We start from the raw sequence: 19886 nt of genomic DNA, 5'->3' as shown, positions 1-19886 counted from the left end.
CCGGTAATGCAGAGGGATCTTGCCCTGATAATGGTTGGCGACATCGGCTTTAAATATTTCACAATAAGGGCAATAATCGGCAGCATCAATCATCACGATATGCTTGCCTTGTAACAGCGCACTGTTGTCCATAGGCGCAGCAGTGAGCGTTTCACCACTAAAGCGCACGCCGGTTGCATGATCCGGGCAATAACCATTGGGGTTTTTCGCCAGATAATCCTGATGGTAATCTTCAGCGGGGTAAAATTGTGTCAGCGGCTGTATCTGCGTTTGAATAGCGCCATAGCCAGCGGCGTTAAAAAGTGGCTGGTAGCGGGCGGTAATATCTTTCGCAGTTAATGCTTGTTGTTCGCTATGTACTAAAATAATGGAGCGATACTGGGTGCCAATATCATTGCCCTGCCGGTTTTGCTGGGTAGGATCATGCATTTCATAAAAATGTTTTAGCAGGGTATCGAGGCTAATCAGCGAGGGTTGAAAACTTACCTGCACCACTTCGGCATGATTATTAGGGTTAAACTTATTTCGCGAATGAGTAATATCTGCATAGCGCGGCTTTACCCCTTGGCCACCGGCATAACCAGATACCACATCCACTACGCCGGGCAGTGCTTCAAAGCGTTTTTCCACCCCCCAAAAACAACCTGCACCCAGCACTATGGTGTCAACTTGCGCAGACATTTTGCTGGGTTCAGCCATGCCCGAACTGCTGTAGCACAGTATTATTAAGCAAAACAAGAAAAACCGACGCATTTGGGGAGCCTCTTTGTTGTTTGCGCTGCAAGCATAAATCACACTATAGCTTTAAATACGGCATGCTGGTGCTGGCAGACCACAAAGTATAGAGCGCTAGCCTCTGGGCTTAGTTCAACGTGAAGCTATAACCAGGAGCGGTATTACCCGGGCCAGGTGTTTAGATTGTTGTTAACTGCTGCTTAAGGTGTTCTTTATAGCGTCGTGATAACGCCACGGTGTGGCCGCTGTTTAAGGTGATGTCACCATCGCCACTGCTTTGAAATTGCATACTATCAATCTGTCTCAGGTTTACTGCCAGACTGCGGTGCGTTCGACAAAAGCCTAAGGGTTCTAATTGCTGTAAGGTGGCGCTAAGGGTGGCGCGAAGTGGATAAATGCGGCCCTTGCTGTGCAGATTGACATAGTTACCGCTGGCTTCCAGCCATTCAATATCTGTTGTGCGCAGCAAAAATTCCCGATCAAGCTTTTTGATCAGAAAATGCTCAGGGGCTTTGACGGAGTCGCTTATCGCGGGTGCAAGGCTTGCATCAGTTTGGCCAAGCTGGTGTGCTTCGCCACTTAAACGCGAATAGAAAAATGTCGCCAGATGGTAGCAACTCAGAAAAAACAGATAAGCCCAGGCGTCTTTGCGGTATTCATAGAAAAAGTCAGTGGTCAGTGGTTCAAAGCCATAGCTATCCCCGGCCAGTGCATAGAAGGGCTTGCGCAGCAGGATCATCAGCACTATATGCAGCAGCGCGAACAGCAAAGAACCGACAAGGTGAAAGGCCAGTTGCCGGCTAATGGCAGTCAGGCGCAGCGGCTGCTGCCGGAACCACCAGAATAGTAGCGGGCATAGCAGTAAGGTACTGACAACACTGCTGTATTCCCATAACACCGGATGCCACCAGAGATTATCGTTAGCGGCATTGCGTTGTAAATCTACCCAGACCGAACTGGCATTTACCGCGGCGTTGATCAGCAAAAACACCGCGAGTAACAGATACCCGTAGCGCTGTGGATGAAGGATCAGTTGCTCGGTTAGGTTGCTATGTTGATTTGCCGTCACGCCTGAGCCACCTTTCATCCCTGTTTGCCACCCTTTGCCTATCTTGCCGTGTTATGAGTACCCGTTGCCCAGCATACTAAAGCACATCGCTTACATACAACAGTGTGTCAGATTTAATGGGGAGAAAATATGTTTGAAACGACTTGGATAATATGGTTGCAGCAGGGGCCGCAATGGCTATTGCCGTTTATGACGGTGGTAAGCACCTTGGGTAACGACTTTATTTACATGCCGCTAATTTTGTTTCTGATATTTTTTTGTAAAGTACGGCTTGGCTTACAAGTTATGCTGGCGTTGGCGCTGGTTGGCGTGATGATTGGGACCACAAAAGAAGGCTTTGCTTTGCCGCGGCCAGCCGATATTGATGTGCAGGTGCTGGATAAAGGAAAGCAAAACTTTCCGCTGGTAGCCGACGGGGCGGCAAAATCATTCTGGGCCTTGCCGGATGCCGATGCTATTGCAACAGTAAGGCAAGCAAAGCGTGATAGCTATGGTTTTATTAGCGGGCATACTGCCAATGCGGTTGTGTTCGCGCTGGCAATATTGTTGTTTTGCGGTGTTCGTTCTCGTTGGCTGTGGGCGCTCGGGTTGCTGTGGCCGGTGCTCACCTTGCTATCCCGCATGTACCTGGGCCGCCATTTTCTGGCAGACACACTGGGGGGTATCGTTGCCGGTCTGCTGGCAATAGCGCTAACTATGGTACTCAGCCGGCAACTGCTCGCGACTAAAGCACACTATCTGCCCAGTGCTCTGCTGATGCTGTGCTGTGGTGTTTGTATCATGTTAGCTACCACACTGGATTGGCTGTCACCGTCTGCATTTGGCGCTGTTATTGGCACGCTGCTGTGTCTGATCGGCAGCCAAAAATATGACTTTATCCAGGCTGACGTGAGTCACTGGCAGCGTCCGTTGCGCTTGCTGCTGGCGCTGGGCTGGGTGGTGGCTGTGCAATATCTGCTGGATAACTTGTATCTGACGACAGGTCTGCCAGACACGCACCTGTTGTCTGCCGGCTTTGCTGCCGTTGGTTATCCACTGGCCATTCTTGGCGCCCTCTGGCTTTGCCGGTTGTGCCGTTTATCTGCTACACCGCAGCGCGCTATTTGAGCGTTAAAACAGCTGATGATGTCACGTCAGTGCGGCGGCTAGAGCTGGACTGGCTGCGGGTACTGGCATTTGGCCTGCTGATCTTTTATCACACTGGCATGCTGTATGTAGAGCGCTGGGGCTTTCATTATAAAAGCCAGTACCTGTCCAGCACGCTGGAATACCTGATGCTGCTGTCCTCACCCTGGCGCATGCTGTTGATCTGGTTTATCTCCGGCTATGCCCTGGGTGCAGCGTTGCAGCATGTTAAGAGCTGGCGACAACATGTCTTGTTTGGTATCAGGCGCACCATATTATTATTGCTGCCTTTGCTGACAGGTTTGTGGCTCATTGTACCGCCACAGCTTTATGCCGAAATGAGCCAACAGGATGGTTTAACCTTAGGCTATTGGCAGTTTTATCTGGCGTTTCTTGTTTTACAGCATCCGCTGTTTGCAAATTATCAAAGCGGTGTCTGGCCGCACGTGGACGTTAATCACTTATGGTTTTTACGTTCGTTATGGCAATTTACGCTGTTAGCGCTGCTGTTGCTGCCTTTGCTGTATTGCCGGTTATTGCAACACGCTATTGGCTGGTTTTTGCAACGGGCGCTGCTGTGGCAACTGCTGGCCTGGTCATTACTTATGTTGTGTATTCGCTATCAGGCATCAGGCGATACCATACGGGATTTGCAAGGCTTAGCGTTTTTCCTGTTGGGTATTATAGTTGTGCGCCAGCAAGATTTTTGGCAGCAACTGGCGAGGTCGCGGCACTGGCTTGGTTGGCTGTGCCTGGTTAACTATATGGCGCTGTGTGGTTTGTACTTTTTAGCCTATCAGCCAGAATGGCTGCCCCTAAAGCTACAGGTTACTATTTTGCCTGCGCTACGCTTAAGTTTTTCTGTTCAGGGCGTGGCCATGCTTTGCTGGATTTTAGCAGTCGCGCAGCGCTATCTGAACCGGCCGCAGCAACATCTGGCCTTGGCAAACCGCTGTGTTTTTCCGGTTTATCTGTTGCATCAAAGTTTGATCATCATTGCGGCACTTTGGTTGACACCTTATGCGCTGGGTGGACTTTTGGAAGCATTATTAGTGCTGTTATTCACGCTAGGCGGGTCAGTATTGTTGTTAATTATCTTCTGGCATCTGCCCTGGCTGACGCCTTTGCTAGGGTTAAAAACAAGCTATGCCTTCAGCCCGCGCTGGCGACAAGCAGGCATAGTGGCAGGAGGCATATTGGTAACGCCATTAGCGATAACGCTGTTAGTTTAGCCTTTAATCAGGCTAATCAATTTGAGCAGTGTTGCTTCATCCGCATCGGCAATACCTATCACCAGGCCACGCTCTGGCTCATTTAAAAAACAGTAGCGGCTAAAGGGCTGCAGTTTAAAGCCATGCTGGTTTATGCGCTGGCACAGTGCTACATCGCCATGAAGCAATGGCAGCTAGGGATGGGTGAACGCTAAACTTGTCTTTTGTTGGCCAGCGATTCATCTGTAAATATCCTTGGCTGGTCAGCTAGTGTCCTTAGTTTATCAGCTTGCTTTTGTGCTGCTTGTTGTTGTGCTCAATACTGAGCGTATCAACCACAGACAACAGGGTAAAAATCATGAAAGTTGAAAATGAAATCAAGCTGTTACGAATTGCTGTCATCGCCAGTTTAGCGTTATCTGCAGTAGTACTGACTACCGGTATGAAAGGCAGTAATAATGGCCGTTTTGAAACACTGTCAGTAGAGCGATTAAATATCATTGAAGCTGATGGCACGGTTAAAATGTTACTGACAAATACTGCACGCTTCCCCACCACCGAAGAAGTGAATGGAAAAGTATTAAATGAAGAACGCAAAAAACGCTCAGGCATGTTGTTTTTTAATGAAGAAGGCATTGAAGCCGGTGGGTTTATTTATGATGGCAGCAAAACCGAGCGGGGCCATAGCGCGGGAATGTCACTGACCTTTGATAAGTATGACGGCGATCAGGTGATGCAACTACTGACCGTTGACGAAAAGCGCGGTGATAAAAGAGTGATCCGCTCCGGGTTAGCCTTTAATGACCGGCCAGAATTTGAAACACAGGATCGCACCAGAGAAATTATGCGGGAGCTGGCGCAAATCAGTGATCGTGCAGAACGTCGTAAAAAAATTGCTGAATATGAGCAGCAAGGCTTAATTGGCGGTGCACCACGTATTTTGTTGGGTAAAACAACAGAACAAAACAATGGCTTGTTCTTATTTGCCAAAGATGGCTCACCCCGTGCGATGTTTTTTGTAGACGAGCATGACGAAGTGCAGTTACAGTTTCTGAACAGTAAAGGCGAAGTGACACATACCTGGTCTGGTAGTGGCGCTAAGTAACAGCACAAACAAAACGGCGCTGTGGCAGATGCACCGGCGCCTTTTGTTTTTCCAGGATATTGCTCAGCTTATGTTGCAACGTGTCATGACTTATTTGCAGGTAGACCGCACTTTTTTGCTGCTGGTGTTTGTTTTCAGCTACTTTTTAGTTATTAGCAACAGAGTGCGCGCTGGTATGCTGTCCTGGTATACCTTTACGCCAGAGGGACCCGTGGCGCAATGGTGCTCAGCACTGCTAATCTTTGTGTTGTTGCGCTACTGGCTAAATCGACAACAAACCGCTAACAGTAAGCCACTTAACTGGCGGCATTACCTGCAAGTATTATTGGTCGCGCTGCTTTGTTATCTGACCTTTAGTAATGGCTTAGGGCTATTAATTGCCGTTGTGTTTGGCAATGTTGGCCGGAATTTTTCTGCACAGATGATGTTACAGAGCAATTTAGGCCATGTTGTTGATGTGGTACTTTATGCGGGTATTTATCTGGCTTACTCACATAATAAGCAGGCTGAGCACTATAAACAGGCTCTAGCTGACTATCAACAACAGCTTGCACAGCTTAAAATTCAACAGCTTAAAACTCAGCTTAATCCACACTTTGTGTTTAATTCGCTCAATACCTTAGATGAACTGATTAGTGTCGCGCCAGAGCAAGCCAGTCAGTATTTGCATGATTTTGCCGGGCTCTACCGCTTGTCCATTCATAACTCTGCCGAGCAACTGGTGCCGCTGTCACAGGAGTTAGCTTTTGCTCAACATTATTTTCAGTTGATGCAAACCCGCTTTGCTGAAGGTTATCAGCTGCACATCGGTGCTATGGCAAACAGCTCGCCGTTTTTACTGCCACCGTTTACGTTGCAACTGCTGCTGGAAAACGTTTTTTTACATAACCATGGCTCTGCGGCTGAGCCAGTGTTAGTGGATATTCAATTACAGCAAAACCGTTTACAGGTGCGTAATACTAAGCGCCCTAAACCTCAGGCGGTATCAGGCCAGGGTGTCGCCTTAGCCAATTTGTCTAAGCAATTTCTGTTTTTAGTAAATAACGACATTGAAATAAGCAGCGACTCGCAGTACTTCAGTGTGATGTTGCCACTTATCGAGCAAGCTAGAGATGTTTAAGCTGGTAATTATTGAAGATGAGCCGCTGGCGCGCAGTAAACTTAAACGGTTATTAACTGACTTGCCTGACAACATTGAGGTTATCGCTGAGCTGAGTAGTGTGGCAGAAGTTAATAGCTGGCTGCAAAGCGGTGGTCAGGCAGATTTAATTTTCTCTGATATCCAGCTTAGTGACGGCAACGTATTTCAATGCTATCAACACTGTACACCACCTTGCCCGGTCATTTTTATTACGGCTTATGATGAGTATATGCTGCCCGCTTTTGAGACTCATGGCATAGCCTATTTGCTTAAGCCCTATAACAGCGAGAAGCTGCAACAAGCCTGGCAGAAATACCGGCAACTGACTACCAAGACGCCAGTATCGCAGCAGGGTACTTTGCTGCAACTGCAAGCCTTGCTTAACCATTTACCTGCCAGTCAGGCTGCTTTTGTCAGTCGTATCCCGATCCGCCAGCAACAACATATCTATTTTTTGGAGGTAAACAATATTGTCTACATCCAGGCCGACGGTAACTTAATCATGGCCTTTGACAGCAGTGGCAAGCGGCATTATCTGCCATACAGCTCCTTACAGGCCGCCGAAGCCGCACTGGACCCGGCGCAATTTTTCCGCATCAATCGCAGTGAGCTGGTACAAAATCAATATATTGAGAGGCTGGAGCGTTACTGCAAAAATACGTTAACGGTGTTTTTGCGCTGCGAAGTACAGTTGAAAACCAGCCAAAGCCGCACCAGCGAATTTAACCGCTGGCTGGGGCTTTAACGATTTAAGGCTTGCCGAGCTTGCTTTGCAAAAACGAATGGCTACAATGGGTATATCCATTTGGGATATACCCATTAATTTGTTGGAGGCTATTATGGAAGCCGCAGTATTTAAAAGTAATAAAAGCCAGGCGATACGTTTGCCTAAGGCGGTAGCCTTGCCTGATGATATCACCCGGGTAGAGGTGGTGGTGTTAGGACGGTCACGCTTGATCACTCCGGTAGGGGAAAGCTGGCAAAGTTGGTTTGATGGCCCAACTGTCAGCGCTGACTTTATGGCAGAGCGGGAGCAGCCAACCGAGCAGCAACGTGAGGCGCTCTGATGATCAAGTACATGCTGGATACCAATATCTGCATTTACACCATCAATAATAAACCGGCCAAAGTACGCGATGCGTTTATTAACCACCAGACTCAACTTTGTATCAGTAGTATAACGCTGATGGAGCTGATATACGGCGCAGAAAAATCTGCGGCGGTAGCGGCAAATTTAGCGGTGATTGAAGGTTTTGTTGCCCGCTTACACCTACTGCCTTATGACAATGCTGCGGCTGAGCACACAGGCCAATTACGTGCCGAGTTGGCCAAACTGGGGCAGCCGATGGGGCCTTATGACCAAATGATTGCCGGCCATGCGCGCAGTCAGGGGCTGATTTTGGTGACTAATAATCTGCGCGAGTTTAGCCGGGTGCCGGGGCTCAGGCTGGAAGACTGGACTGTTTGAAGTAGTATTATCACGCAAAACTCAGCACCAGGCTAATAATTACGCCGGTAACCATTAGCTGCAGCAAGCAAAAGCCCATAATATCTTTGGCTTTTAAGCCGGCAATGGCCAGTACCGGCAAGGCCCAGAATGGCTGAATAAGGTTAGTCCAGGCATCGCCCCAGGCAACCGCCATAGCAATGCGGCTGACATCCGCGCCTAACTCCAGCGCGGCCGGTAACATAATCGGCGCCTGCACCGCCCACTGGCCGCCCCCCGAGGGCACAAAAATATTGACGATACCGGCACTGATAAAGCTCCAGAACGCCAGGGTTTCAGCAGTAGCAAAGCTGACAAACCACTGCGACATACTTTGTGCCAGACCGGATTGCACCATAATGGCCATAATGCCGGCATAAAACGGAAACTGAATAACAATACCAGCGCCACCCTGAATCGCCTGTTGCAGGCTGTGCAGCAAGCGCCGCGGTGTGCCGTGCAGCACTATCGCCAGGAATAAAAATAAGAAGTTTACGATATTCAGGTTAAGGCCACCGCCCTTAACAAAGTACTGCACTAAATAGGCAATACCGGCAAAACCGACTAACAGCGCCAGCAATAGGCTGTTTCCCAGCTTATCGGCCGGGCGTTCGCTGCTGCTCTGCGGCAAGGGCGTGTTTTCTAGTTTTGCCGGGTCGACATAAATGCTGTCGCCCGCTTTGGGCAGCATCAGATAATTGACCAGCGGTATCGCCAGCAACAGCAGCGCCAGTAACAACAGGTTAAAGCCGGCAAAAATGGTATTGCTGGTACTTATCACGCCAATTTGTGCTTCGCTAAAATGGCCGGGGGTGGCAATGGTCAGCGGTATAGACCCGGCTAAGCCGCCATGCCAGACAATAAAGCCGGAATAGGCGCTGGCCACCAGCAAGCGGTAATCTAACCTTACCTGACGCGCCAAGGCTTTAGCAAATAAAGCGCCAACCACTAAGCCAAAGCCCCAGTTTAGCCAACTGGCGATCAGGGAAATCAGGGTCACCATAATAATGGCCTGACCGGCTGATTTGGCCCGTTTTGTCAGGACATTGAGCAGGCCGCTGATCAGCGGCGTGCTGGCCAGCATAAAGCCGGTTACCAGTACCAGTAGCATTTGCATGGAAAAGGCCAGCAAGCCCCAAAAGCCATCGCCCCAGTATTGCAGTACTTGCAGCGGCGATTGCTGCTCAAGCAACACCGCTGCAGCAAACACCACTATGCTGAGCAGCAATACAAAAATATAAGGATCGGGCAGGTAACGGTCGACTAATTTTACCAGTGGTTTAGCGGCAGCGTTTAGCATAGCAGGCTCATTCAGCTCAGTTTTTGATACTATTTACTATAGATACTACTTATCATTCATAGACTGATTGTCTAATTATGCCAATACCTTAGCAGTTTAACTGAAAAAGAAAAGGCTACTGCAAACTCATGCCGTAGTTAAAATCGGCTGCGTAGTTCTATGCCCCATACACGGGGTTCGTTTATCATGCCGGTCAGGTTATTAAAGTCGATACCGCCGATTAATGCAGTCTGGTCGGTCAGATTACGGGCGTAGAGCGCCAGGTCATAGCGGTCGTTTTGCCAAGCGTAGCCAAGCCGCAGGCTGCCTTCAAGCAGTGAACTGGCGCGATACTCAAGTGATTGATAAATAAAGAAGTTCATGCCACTGCGCCAGGTCCAGTTGTTTTGTATGTAAGCCATACCCGAGGCCACAGCCGTCTCGTAACGCAGATTAAGCTGGCCAGTCCAACGCGGTGCATAGGGTAAAGGGTTGCCATCAATCCTTGCCAAACGAACGCCATCAACCATCACCAAAGGGTTGACCACAGTACAGGGCGCACTGCAAACTCTCACCAGCAGGCTACTGTCCCTGATAGCGGTATGGTTATAGCTTAAACCACCAGCAAGGCTCCAGTCGCGACCTAACTTCGCTTCAAAGTCAACTTCTGCCCCCTGGCCACTGGCTCGCTTTGCATTAAGTAGCTGCGCGACATTACCGCTGCCACCTACCGCAGTCAGCTGCGGCGAATCGAGTTGAAAACTATATAGGGTTATCGCATAGCGCAAGCGTCGATCGGCAGATTCAGCTTTAATACCTGCTTCAATTGAAAGCACCGTTTCTGAGTGAGCCTGCGATATGGTATCGCTAAACATCACTCTTCCCTGAAAACTGGGTGCCCGAAAACCTTCCGCTACGCGCATGAAAGCATTGTGTTGCTCATTTATCCGCCATAAAGCACTAAGATCCCAACTAAGGTGCGACGCATCGCTGGAAGCACTTACAGGCATTAGTGGATCGCCACTACCGGGCGATTGTAGTCGCTCGGCGCTGAACTGTTTGCGATCACGGGTTTCGCGAAGCCCGGCACGCAGTTGCCAGTGTTCATTAACCGCATAACCAACTGAAGCGAAGGCGGCCAGAGCCTGGTTGTCCTGCCGGACCAAGGCATAGCCGTTCTGCACGCCACCTGCGGTGCTGCTGTAGTTGAAATTTTCAACCTTCTGCCCCTCGTCAAACCAGAACAGCCCCGCTTGCCAGTCAAATTGGCCCTCCGAGTTTGAAGCCAGCCGCAGTTCCTGGGTAAACTGGCCGTGCCGGGGCAGCGCGGCCGCCGACTCTGAATCAAAAGGAATAAAGCCCGGTCCCATAGGTTGGGCATAGCTGGCACCAAAACCACCGTCTATGTCACCGCGGCTAAAAATATCAGCAGTTTCGTATGCCGTAATTGCATGCAGGTCAAAGTGTGACATTGGCCATACCAGGCGTAAACTGGCGCCATAATGCTCAAGCCGCTGCACGTTTCGTCCATCCTGAGCGACACGATCACTCCTGAAACCAGCAACAAACCGGTTGCTACCAGGCTCGATAATATTAGCGCGGAACAAGTGGGCAGAACCGTTAAGATCGCGGCCATGCAGTTTTAACAGTGACTCAAAGCCGTCCTGCCCCTGATAACGTAATTGCAGACGCATGGCTGAATCACGGTAAGCTTCCAAGCCTGTTTCAAAGCCGGCAAACTCATTGCTCACCCAGTCATCGCGCTGTTGACTAATAACCGATAAGCGTGCCGACCAGCCAGAGGCTAATGCACCGGCAATAGCCGCCTCAAAATTGCGGGTTTGATAGCTGCCCAGCCCCAGTCTGGCATACCCTTCAAAGGTTTCAGTTGGCTGCACCGATGTCAATTTAACAACACCCGCCGGGGTGTTTCGCCCAAATAATGTTCCCTGTGGCCCGCGGGCCACTTCAAGCTGAGTAAGATCGAACATAGGAAACCCTTTTAGGATAGGGCTCTCTAGTATGACCTCGTCGTATAATAGGGAGACAGGTTGCGATGCATAGATATCAAAGCTGGTATTACCAATGCCTCGCAGATAGAAACGCGGAAAAGTACGGCCAAATGACGATTCAACCTGCAAACTGGGCAGGCGGGAAGATAGGGTCCGCATGTCTTCGCCAGCCGTGTTAAGTGCTGATAGTGCGTTACCGCGTACCACTGTGGTTGCTATAGGTACATAAACAATATTTTCGACCCTGCGCTGTACAGTGACTTCAATTAGCATGAGTTCTTCAAGGCCAAGATCAAACAATGACCGGCTGTCTTCTTCAGCACTGGCATAGACGGCGAAAAATAAAGTAATTAACAGCGGCGACCTGCGCATCAAAAATGCTCCTTTGCTTTACCAGTGGCTTGATAAAGCGCCCTCATTATTTATGGGCGTGTGCAGAAATGGCTTACATTTATTCAATAAAAGTTACTCTAGAAGCAGCATGTAAAAGGTACAATTGTGTCAGTTTTATGAAAAGATTAAGATGAAAAAAAGATATATTAATCATATTCATTGTTTGATCACGAGGTAATCTAAGTACTTATTGAGCATAGTCGCATTTTTAAAGTACGTAGAAATTAATTTTGCTACAAAATGGGATTTTTTGCTGCCAAAGTATAACTTGTTTTATCCTTTGCAGAATATGCTGCAAATGCTATACATTTAGAAGCCAAAGGGCTGATGATTCTAACCTGGCTAATCCGAATGGAAATTCTTTGAGCTTATTACGCAGTCTGAAATTGGCACCAGTATTGGCCGCAGTGTTTAGCAGTGCGGCTTTTTCGGTTGAGCTAAAGCGGGCTGTAGATGAAGAAAAGTTCGCTGTATTACAGGCGGCTTATCTTTATAATATCGCTAAATTTATCAGTTGGCCGGAACAACAACAACATCAGCCTTTTCGGCTTTGTTTGCTTGGTGAAAAAAGTAGCACACTCGATCCATACTTCAAAAAAGCCTTTGAACAGCGGCCGTTGGGACCGCGCCAGATAGAAGTGCATTCATTGACTGCAGCCTATGAACTTCAGAGCTGCCAGTTGGTATATATTACTGCTAATGCACCTTCACCATTGCCACTTGTAGCGCTAAAACCCGACGCCTTACGCGTTACTGCACCAGGGGTGGCGGTAACAGACTCTGTATTGTTTGATTTGAGTTTGGAAGCTGGTCGCATCATTATTTACCATAATCAGGCAGCACAAAACGAATTCCAGCTACCCATTAATACTGCATTATTGCGGGTTACCCGGCCACTCCCTGTGGTAATCTCCGGAGCTAAACCATAATGGGAACGCTGCGACAGAGAATTTTTGTTGGTTTAATTAGTGTGGCTGTGTTGGCTATGCTGATTAACTTGCTGCCACTATACTGGTTAATGCAAAGCAGCTACCAGCAACAACTGCTGGTTAGCAGTCAGACACAGGCGCGGATGCTGGCAGAAATGAGCACCGCCTCATTGTTATTTGAGCAACCACAGAGTGCAACCGACATCCTTAACGCTTTGACGGAGTCACCCGATGTAGCCGCCGCTGTGTTATTTCGTCTGGAAAACAACAATCAGCAGTTGTTTGCTTTCTTCGGCGAGCCCGTTGCAGCAGAGCAGATGTCTATGCTCAACTCTGGCTTACAAAGCCAGTTTACCTCAGAGCACCTGCACCTGTTGACGCCAGTGCTACTTCAGGAGCAATTGTTAGGTTATTTATACCTGAAAGTCCGGTTAAATCGCATCCACCAGGAGTTATTCAGTGCTGCCATCATTGCCGGTGCCGCCTTATTGCTAGCGCTCTTCGTCACCTTCTGGTTAGCAAGGTGGCTTAGTAGCAATCTACTTACGCCAATTCACCAGTTGAAGCAGGTAATCACTGCAGTTGCGTCAACCAAAGACTATAGTCAGCGTGTCAGCCAGAAGTTTGCCGCTGAACTTGGCGAACTGGTCAACTCGTTTAATACCATGTTAGATGTGATCGAAACCTATATTCAACAAAAGCAAGAGCAAGAAAATCAGATTCTGAAGTTAAACCTTGAGTTGGAGCAGCGGGTTAGTGAGCGTACTCAGCAGCTGACAGACAGCCTGAATAACCTGAAAGACACGCAAATAAAACTGATTGAGCAGGAAAAAATGGCCTCGCTTGGCAGTCTGGTTGCAGGCGTTGCCCATGAAATCAATACGCCGGTTGGGGTCGCTGTCACAGCCAGCACACATTTGAGATATATTTTGCAGCAATCAGAGCAAGATTTCCTGGCAGGCACCCTTAGTAAGCCGGCGTTACAACGATTTTATAAGGACATGCACGAAAGTAGTGACATCGTTTTTCGTAATCTGGAACGGGCGGCGGAGCAGGTTCAAAGTTTTAAAATGGTCGCGGTGGATCAAAGCAGCGAAGAAGCCCGTACCTTTAAATTGAAGGAGTATTTACAGAACATCATTTTATCTCTTCGCCCGCATTTTAAATTTACCAAACACGTGATAGAAGTTGAAATACCTGAAGATTTTCAGTTGCATAGTTTTCCTGGCTGTTTTTCGCAAATTTTCACTAATTTACTAATGAACTCGTTGCTGCATGGTTTTGCCAATACTACGCAAGGTCATATAGTTATTAAGTCTGATTACAACGGTGCCGAACTAAAGATCGATTATTATGACAACGGCCAGGGTATAGACCCGTCTATTAAAGACAAAATCTTTGACCCTTTTGTTACCACTAACCGGCAACAAGGTGGCAGCGGGCTGGGCACTTATATTTTGTATAATCTGGTGACTCAGGTATTAAAAGGCAGCATTGATTTAAAAGATGATGTGCCAAGGGGGGTGCATTTTGCGATCTCGCTGCCTCTACCTCAACATAACTTAAGTGTACGAGACGCCTCAGAATACAAGAATGACTAATACTGTTAATAGTCAGCACTACCAGACAACCTTGGCCCAGTTAACGGAAAAACTGCAATCTGATCTGCAGTTTCTGGCGGTAATTGGCATCAGCGGCGCTCAGGGCAGTGGCAAAACCACTTTAGCGGCGGCGCTGGTGCAACGTTTTAATGCCACAGGCATACGCAGTGCTGCGGTATCGCTGGACGACTATTACCTGAGCGGGATGATTACCGGCTGCCATTGGATCAACAGCAGCAAGTGATAAGTATCATTACTGAGCGCTGAGTAGCTGCAGCACCGGTTGCTGTTGTTGGCCAAAATGGATTTGAATAGAGCGCTGCTCGCGGGCATTTAGCCTTAATTCAAAGGCAATCGGCAGCATGCGGCTGCAATCGCCCAGCACGGCAACGATATGCTCCTGATTAAAAATACGTTGGCCAGAGGCGCCGTTACGTAATGTTACCAGCGCTACCCGCTCACCATTATTGGCCGCCATTAACGCATAATTTTCTAAAATAAGGTCGCCTCGTTTCGGCGTTATATGCTTATCAACAGGCCACTGAACAATATCGCCGTGAGCAGTTTATTCATGTTTCACCTTGTTATAGTAGTCACAATTCGCTTACATTAAAGCTTTGCTGGTGCTTTGCCCAGTGTTTTTAACTGAGTTAACTGATGATTTGTTATCCCGCGCCCTTAGCTGCTGGCAGCGTCATTGCTATCAGTGCCTTATCCGCTGGTGTGCCAGCGGCCTATCATGCCAGGCTGGACCGGGTATTAGCTGGGCTTACTGCTGCTGGTTATCAGCTGATTGAGGGCCGTTATTTACGCCAGAATCAGCAGCATGTGAGTGCCTCAGCTGAGGAACGGGCGGCTGAGTTGATGCAGTTTTTACTGGATGACGATATTGCCGCCATTTTACCGCCCTGGGGCGGCGAGCTGGCGATGCAGTTGCTGCCGCTATTGGATTTTGCTGCTATTGCTAACGCCAAACCAAAATGGCTGCTGGGTTTTTCGGATATCAGTACCATTAGCAGTGTGCTCACGGCGCAATGTGGCTGGGCTACGGTGCATGGCGCTAACCTGATGCAGCTGCATCCACTGCAAACCGAGCCACTTACCGCCAACACCTTAAAGGTATTGCAACTTAAGCGCGGTGATAGCCTTTTGCAGCATGCCTCCAGCTATTATGAAACACAGCCCTGCTCCTTTGCGGATAACCCTGATGCGCTGTTTAACCTGACTGAGCCCACCCTATGGCAATGGCTTGGCCAGCCGCCAACCAGTGGCAGCATGCAAGGCCGTTTGCTGGGTGGTTGCCTGGATACGCTGATGCATTTGTTGTTAACAGACTATCTGGATATACGCCAGCTTAAGCTAGCCTATGGCGCTGAAGGGGTGCTGTTGTATCTGGAGAACGCCGAACTTAGCGCGACTGCCTTGGCCCGTGCCTTACTGGCGCTAAAGTACCGCGGCGTGCTGCAACATATAAAGGGTATAGTGTTTGGCCGTGATGGCAGTCAGGGGCAGCCTGCTAAAGACTTTAGTTATAGTCAGGCCCTCTCCATGGTGCTGCAAGATACCGGTTTGCCGGTACTGATTAACGCCGACATTGGTCATCTGGCCCCTAATCTGGCGTTAATTAACGGTGCTGTTGCAGAAATCGGCATCAGCAACGGCAAAGGCTGGATAAGACAGCAGCTGGTTTAGCTGCTGTTGCCGGCTAGCGAACAGTGCATTTTTTGGCAAAGTTTGCCATAATTTCTTTGCAGGTATTCTCAACCAAAGGGTCTTTAGATGGCAACCATGAATGTCTCGCTACCTGATCAAATGAAAGACTGGGTAGAGCAACAAACCGAAACTGGTCGCTTTAGTAATGCCAGTGATTATGTGCGCGACCTGATCCGGCGTGACCAGCAGCAGGCGGCCAAAATTGCGCATATGCAACAATTGATTAGCGCAGGCATTGCCAGTGGCAAGGGTAAACGGACTATGGCCGATATTGAACAGGCCGCCCTAGCGCAGCTGGCTAAATAGGCGATGGCGTTTACTCTCAGCCAGCAAGCGGAGCAAGACTTAATTGATATTTTTATCACTGGTGCTAAGCAGTTTGGTATCGCGCAAGCAAAACGTTATCACCTGCAATTCAAGAATACCTTTGAGTTTCTTGCTGCCCATCCACAAGCTGCGCCACTGCGCACAGAAATCGAGCCGCCGGTACGCATTCATCCTACAGGTTCACACTTGGTGATTTATCAGCAAATGGTAGATAGCAGCATTTTTATAATTCGCATCTGCCATAGTCACGAAGATTGGTTGAGTAAGGGATTTTGAGAAATGCCAGATAGCCGCTACCAACCGCCCTTCAGAATAACCCCTAAAATCATTCACTTAATTGCCAGTGGAAAGTATGGTTCATGTACGTCAGAGCGAATATTATGCTGCACTTAATGTAAGCACTAAGCAGACTGACTCAGCGCCTTTTATTGAATTTATGCTTAGTAGTATCTTAGAAACCATAATTAATACGGCAACAGCCAACACCCCGCAAGTTACCCCGCAAGTCAAAGCCTTGCTGGCTGAGCTCACTCGAGCGAATAGCCCTCTGAACAGAACTGAACTGCAAAAACTTTTGGGGTTAAAAGATCGGGAGTCTTTTCGTTTGAGCTATTTGCAGCCGGCATTAACGGCAGGCTTAATTGAGATGACTAAACCGGATAAACCGAATAGTCGTTTGCAGGCTTACCGCCTATCGGCCATAGGGCGACAGTTAGTAAGCAAGTGATTTTCCGCCAAGCAGTCTGAGCTTTGGCATCAGCTTATTGTTAGGATGGCTGCTGTTATAGGCTAACACTATCCCCGTCATTTAAAATCAGCAGCGGCACAGCGTTACTCGCTTTGCAAAAAATCCTCAGCCAGTGCTGTTAGCTGCTGCCGCTCAGTTGATTTTTGCTGCACCTTACGTTGTAGCCAGTAAATACCCAGCAGCGATAGCGGTGATATCACAAAACCATAAAACTGCAGTAAGTTTGTTGGTATTGTGCCTGGTTGCAAGCCATTACCTAGCCAGAGTAAGGCACTAAACAAGATCAGCGCGGCAAAAGACAACTGGTTAAATCGATAATACTGTAAGCTCAACTTACAACTACGTAAACGAAATTGCAGTAAACCGGTACTGCTCCAGTTGTCATAGGCAAGGATAGGCTTATGTACCCGCCAGCTAATATACAAGGTACTGAGCGCACCAAAAGTGAGAAAACCTGCGGTAAGATAGCCAAGCCAACCTTGCATATCCTGCAGAAATAGATAAGCCGCTATCATCATTACCAAAGCGCCTAACCATTCACCATACATAATAAAGCGTTGCCGCTGTTGTCGCTGGCTAGCTTGGGTTAAATCTGCAGCGCTTGGGGCCGGTTCGTTCTGTGTAGCTTGTTGTTGCCAGCTTTTGGCTAGCGCAGTAAAGTCAACGTTATCTGCCATCTTGCATTAACTCCATTAGTTCTGTTTTGGCGCGGTTTAAACGCACCCTTACCGCCCCTTGACTGATCTGCAGAATATCTGCGATCTCTGGGGCATCTAAATCTTCCATCGCCAACAACATAACTTGTCGATTCGCTGGCGATAAGCGCCGCACCGCCTGCATTAACTGCTGGCTTTGTTGCTGTTCAGCCACCTCGGTAGAGGGGCAATCTTGCACAACATGCTGTTGATCTTCGTCTTCTAGTGTTTGCCATTGTTGGCGCTTGGCGCGAGCAATATGATCCACCGTGACGTTATGCACGATGCGAAATAAATAGGCCCGTGGCATTTCTGCTGCCTGAATGCGGGCAGCCGATTGATGTAATGCCAGAAAAATATCCTGCTTTAAATCCTGGCGCGCCGCCGGATCCGCTTCCGAGGCCAACAGGGTACGGCTAATGGCGCCCTGATTTTGCTGCCAAAGCTGCAGTAAAAACTGCTCTGGCGTGTCAGCGCTGTGTTTAAAAAATGCCAAAAAACCCTCGCTATGTTCCCTATTGTTTTTGTTATAGCGTACAAAGCTATCCCTGTGTTCTTTCGTTAAGTCTGCAGTATTCGCCAAAGTGTTACATAAAAAAATAAAAAAAATTGTGTAACAGTTTACAAAGTCGTCACGACTTCTTTAGCAAACACCCATATTGGCTAATTTTGGAGCACTTGTACATGAAGATCACCTTACTCGCTACGTTACTAACAACGTTATTTGCTGCACCGGTGGTGTTGGCTGCAGCAGCTGAAACGTCGTCACCCACAACAGTGCTATACCATAATGCCACTCTAATTAACCCTGCCACTGAGCAGCAGTTAACTAACGGCTGGTTGTTGGTAAAAGAGGGGCGCATTGTCAAAATGGGCCAAGCGCAAGGTACCAGCCTGCCTATCGCGAATAAGCAAATTGATTTACAACAACATTATGTACTGCCGGGTTTAATTGATGTGCATTTGCATTTAACGGCAGGGCCAATACGGGTAGAGATGCAAGATGGCAAACCTGTAATTACCATGAAAGGCCATAGCGAACTGACGCGTTATCATGCCATTAGTACCCTAGCCACTGGGGTGACTACAGCGTTTAGCCCAGCGGGCGAGCCTGCCGCAAATGCCGAATATACCAAACAGCAACAAGCTGGTAATTGGCCAGGCCCAAAGTTGAGTTATGCCGGCTTTGTATTTGAACCCTTACCGATTTTGGGTGGTTCTATCTATCCAAAAGACGAAACTGCTTGGCAAGCCGAGATTGCTAGTCAAAAAGCCTTGGGGGCTACATACATTAAATTGTATCAGGGGCTGAATCAGTCAGAGGTGGCTATGGGTATTCGTTTGGCCAAAGCGGCGGGCTTAAAAACGGTTGCTCATCTGGATAATGTCAGCTGGCAATATGCCGCTGATTTAGGCGTTGATATGTTAACGCATGCCTTGCCAACCAGTGCTGAGCTGTTAACAGGTGAGGCTAAAACGGCTTATCTGGCTGAACGTAAACAGCCGCACAATAGCCGCTTTGTGTATAGCTGGTTCAAATATGTCAATTACGACAACGAGCCAATGCAGCGCTTAATTCAAACGTTGGCGCAACAGCAAACTCGGGTTGATTTAACCCTAGTGGCCAATGAAATGATGTACTTTGCTCGCGAGTTAGACACCCTTTACCCGGAAGCGCAGATGTGGGTATTTCATCCTGAAATGCGCAAACGCTGGCGCGCTAGCTTGCAAGCATCCAGTTACGACTGGTCCGCTGCCGAAATGGCAGAAGCGCAACAACAATTGCCAAAAGTACAGCAATTCTTTAAACGTTTGTATGACGCTGGCGTACCCTTAGCGATAGGTACCGACAGCACGGCCAGTGGCCCCTTTTATCTGCGTGAACTGGCGTTAACTCAGGCTGCAGGCCTTTCTAACTGGCAGGTATTACAGCTGGCGACCCGAGGTGGAGCGCACCATCTGGGGCTGGCCGATCACGGTGAGCTAAAAGAAGGTTATGTTGCCGATTTCATCGTGTTAGCCAGCAACCCGATTGAAGATCTACAAGCACTTAACACCTTACATACCGTGGTACAGCAGGGCAACCTCTGGCAAGTCGAGGCGCTTAAAGCGCAGCTCGGTTCGCTGAGTACTATAGAACTCTAACGTTAAGCTTAACCCCAAAACTTACTTAAATAAGGATACAAAAATGGCAACACTTGAACAGTTTTTCCTACAAGTTATCCCTGCTTTCTATCAGGGCAATAGTAACGAGCTGATGTCATTCGGCATCTTCTTTGTCGCAATGTGGTTAATTGCCGTAGTCATTGACGCCACT

23 protein-coding genes are annotated in these 19886 nt (G+C 48.4%); 15 read left to right on the top strand and 8 right to left on the bottom strand.

From position 1 onward, the window contains the following. Together msrA and V7D78_RS11840 are read right to left on the bottom strand one after the other, a co-directional pair. Positions 1-699, bottom strand: a 699-nt coding sequence (gene msrA / locus V7D78_RS11845) for a peptide-methionine (S)-S-oxide reductase MsrA (protein WP_333608665.1), incomplete at its 3' end; no start/stop codon positions are given. A gap of 214 nt (positions 700-913) precedes the next feature. Continuing rightward, positions 914-1804, bottom strand: a complete 891-nt coding sequence (locus V7D78_RS11840; RefSeq protein ID WP_333608664.1) for a LytTR family DNA-binding domain-containing protein — start codon at positions 1802-1804, stop codon at positions 914-916. Positions 1805-1933: 129 nt separating this feature from the next. On the opposite strand from V7D78_RS11840, the gene V7D78_RS11835 reads away from it, so the two are divergent. Continuing rightward, a complete protein-coding gene (locus V7D78_RS11835) occupies positions 1934-2911 on the top strand; it encodes a phosphatase PAP2 family protein (RefSeq protein ID WP_333608663.1) in 978 nt (325 codons plus the stop codon). Next, entirely contained in the window at positions 2908-4161 is a 1254-nt protein-coding gene (locus tag V7D78_RS11830) for an acyltransferase family protein (protein WP_333608662.1), read from the top strand. The genes V7D78_RS11835 and V7D78_RS11830 overlap by 4 nt, the downstream gene beginning before the upstream one ends. Here the strand turns inward: V7D78_RS11830 and V7D78_RS11825 are convergent. Further along, the gene (locus tag V7D78_RS11825) at positions 4158-4328 is read right to left on the bottom strand and encodes a hypothetical protein (RefSeq protein WP_333608661.1); all 171 of its coding nucleotides are present in this window, start codon (positions 4326-4328) and stop codon (positions 4158-4160) included. The genes V7D78_RS11830 and V7D78_RS11825 overlap by 4 nt on opposite strands. Before the next feature lie 170 nt (positions 4329-4498). Here V7D78_RS11825 and V7D78_RS11820 point away from each other — a divergent pair, with 170 nt between their 5' ends. The 5 genes from V7D78_RS11820 (at position 4499) to vapC (ending at position 7854) form a co-directional block, all read left to right on the top strand. Then, the gene (locus V7D78_RS11820) at positions 4499-5245 is read left to right on the top strand and encodes a hypothetical protein (protein ID WP_333608660.1); all 747 of its coding nucleotides are present in this window, start codon (positions 4499-4501) and stop codon (positions 5243-5245) included. Between the two features lie 70 nt (positions 5246-5315). Then, the gene (locus V7D78_RS11815; protein ID WP_333608659.1) at positions 5316-6365 is read left to right on the top strand and encodes a sensor histidine kinase; all 1050 of its coding nucleotides are present in this window, start codon (positions 5316-5318) and stop codon (positions 6363-6365) included. Continuing rightward, positions 6358-7131, top strand: a complete 774-nt coding sequence (locus V7D78_RS11810) for a LytR/AlgR family response regulator transcription factor (RefSeq protein WP_333608658.1) — start codon at positions 6358-6360, stop codon at positions 7129-7131. Before V7D78_RS11815 ends, V7D78_RS11810 begins: the two co-directional genes overlap by 8 nt. Positions 7132-7225: 94 nt before the next feature. Beyond that, positions 7226-7453, top strand: a complete 228-nt coding sequence (gene vapB, locus V7D78_RS11805; RefSeq protein WP_333608657.1) for a type II toxin-antitoxin system VapB family antitoxin — start codon at positions 7226-7228, stop codon at positions 7451-7453. After that, positions 7453-7854: a type II toxin-antitoxin system tRNA(fMet)-specific endonuclease VapC gene (gene vapC, locus V7D78_RS11800; RefSeq protein WP_333608656.1), complete on the top strand. Its 402-nt coding sequence runs from the start codon at positions 7453-7455 to the stop codon at positions 7852-7854. Before vapB ends, vapC begins: the two co-directional genes overlap by 1 nt. A 10-nt stretch (positions 7855-7864) precedes the next feature. Here the strand turns inward: vapC and V7D78_RS11795 are convergent, their stop codons facing one another. Both V7D78_RS11795 and V7D78_RS11790 read right to left on the bottom strand, forming a co-directional pair. Beyond that, positions 7865-9172: a short-chain fatty acid transporter gene (locus tag V7D78_RS11795; RefSeq protein WP_333608655.1), complete on the bottom strand. Its 1308-nt coding sequence runs from the start codon at positions 9170-9172 to the stop codon at positions 7865-7867. Between the two features lie 137 nt (positions 9173-9309). Beyond that, on the bottom strand, positions 9310-11535 hold the full coding sequence (locus V7D78_RS11790) for a TonB-dependent receptor (RefSeq protein ID WP_333608654.1): 2226 nt from the start codon (positions 11533-11535) through the stop codon (positions 9310-9312). 383 nt (positions 11536-11918) lie between these two features. On the opposite strand from V7D78_RS11790, the gene V7D78_RS11785 reads away from it, so the two are divergent. Genes V7D78_RS11785 through V7D78_RS11775 form a run of 3 tightly spaced genes read left to right on the top strand, consistent with a single transcriptional unit; the run spans position 11919 to position 14330 of the window. Further along, on the top strand, positions 11919-12485 hold the full coding sequence (locus V7D78_RS11785; protein WP_333608653.1) for a YfiR family protein: 567 nt from the start codon (positions 11919-11921) through the stop codon (positions 12483-12485). Continuing rightward, on the top strand, positions 12485-14086 hold the full coding sequence (locus V7D78_RS11780; protein ID WP_333608652.1) for an ATP-binding protein: 1602 nt from the start codon (positions 12485-12487) through the stop codon (positions 14084-14086). The genes V7D78_RS11785 and V7D78_RS11780 overlap by 1 nt, the downstream gene beginning before the upstream one ends. Next, positions 14079-14330, top strand: a complete 252-nt coding sequence (locus V7D78_RS11775; protein WP_333608651.1) for a hypothetical protein — start codon at positions 14079-14081, stop codon at positions 14328-14330. The genes V7D78_RS11780 and V7D78_RS11775 overlap by 8 nt, the downstream gene beginning before the upstream one ends. A gap of 9 nt (positions 14331-14339) precedes the next feature. On the opposite strand, the gene V7D78_RS11770 is transcribed toward V7D78_RS11775, so the two are convergent. Then, positions 14340-14564 (bottom strand): hypothetical protein, encoded by a 225-nt coding sequence (locus V7D78_RS11770; RefSeq protein ID WP_333608650.1) that lies wholly within the window; start codon positions 14562-14564, stop codon positions 14340-14342. 179 nt (positions 14565-14743) lie between these two features. On the opposite strand from V7D78_RS11770, the gene V7D78_RS11765 reads away from it, so the two are divergent. From V7D78_RS11765 to V7D78_RS11750, 4 genes are all read left to right on the top strand, one after another. Then, complete coding sequence (locus V7D78_RS11765) at positions 14744-15778, top strand: S66 family peptidase (protein ID WP_333608649.1); 1035 nt, start codon at positions 14744-14746, stop codon at positions 15776-15778. An 87-nt stretch (positions 15779-15865) separates the two neighbouring features. Beyond that, positions 15866-16105 (top strand): type II toxin-antitoxin system ParD family antitoxin, encoded by a 240-nt coding sequence (locus V7D78_RS11760; RefSeq protein ID WP_333608648.1) that lies wholly within the window; start codon positions 15866-15868, stop codon positions 16103-16105. A gap of 3 nt (positions 16106-16108) precedes the next feature. Then, a complete protein-coding gene (locus V7D78_RS11755; RefSeq protein WP_333608647.1) occupies positions 16109-16402 on the top strand; it encodes a type II toxin-antitoxin system RelE/ParE family toxin in 294 nt (97 codons plus the stop codon). A 76-nt stretch (positions 16403-16478) separates the two neighbouring features. Then, on the top strand, positions 16479-16853 hold the full coding sequence (locus V7D78_RS11750; protein ID WP_333608646.1) for a Fic family protein: 375 nt from the start codon (positions 16479-16481) through the stop codon (positions 16851-16853). Between the two features lie 104 nt (positions 16854-16957). Here the strand turns inward: V7D78_RS11750 and V7D78_RS11745 are convergent, their stop codons facing one another. Both V7D78_RS11745 and V7D78_RS11740 read right to left on the bottom strand, forming a co-directional pair. Then, positions 16958-17551, bottom strand: a complete 594-nt coding sequence (locus tag V7D78_RS11745; RefSeq protein ID WP_333608645.1) for a hypothetical protein — start codon at positions 17549-17551, stop codon at positions 16958-16960. Next, the gene (locus V7D78_RS11740; protein ID WP_333608644.1) at positions 17541-18065 is read right to left on the bottom strand and encodes an RNA polymerase sigma factor; all 525 of its coding nucleotides are present in this window, start codon (positions 18063-18065) and stop codon (positions 17541-17543) included. The genes V7D78_RS11745 and V7D78_RS11740 overlap by 11 nt, the downstream gene beginning before the upstream one ends. A 188-nt stretch (positions 18066-18253) precedes the next feature. Between V7D78_RS11740 and V7D78_RS11735 the strand changes: the two genes are divergently transcribed. Continuing rightward, on the top strand, positions 18254-19714 hold the full coding sequence (locus V7D78_RS11735; RefSeq protein ID WP_333608643.1) for an amidohydrolase family protein: 1461 nt from the start codon (positions 18254-18256) through the stop codon (positions 19712-19714). Positions 19715-19886: the final 172 nt, after the last annotated feature.

The organism is Arsukibacterium sp., from assembly GCF_036735525.1.
Lineage (GTDB): Bacteria > Pseudomonadota > Gammaproteobacteria > Enterobacterales > Alteromonadaceae > Alishewanella.
This window is presented reverse-complemented; position numbering and strand designations above follow the sequence as displayed.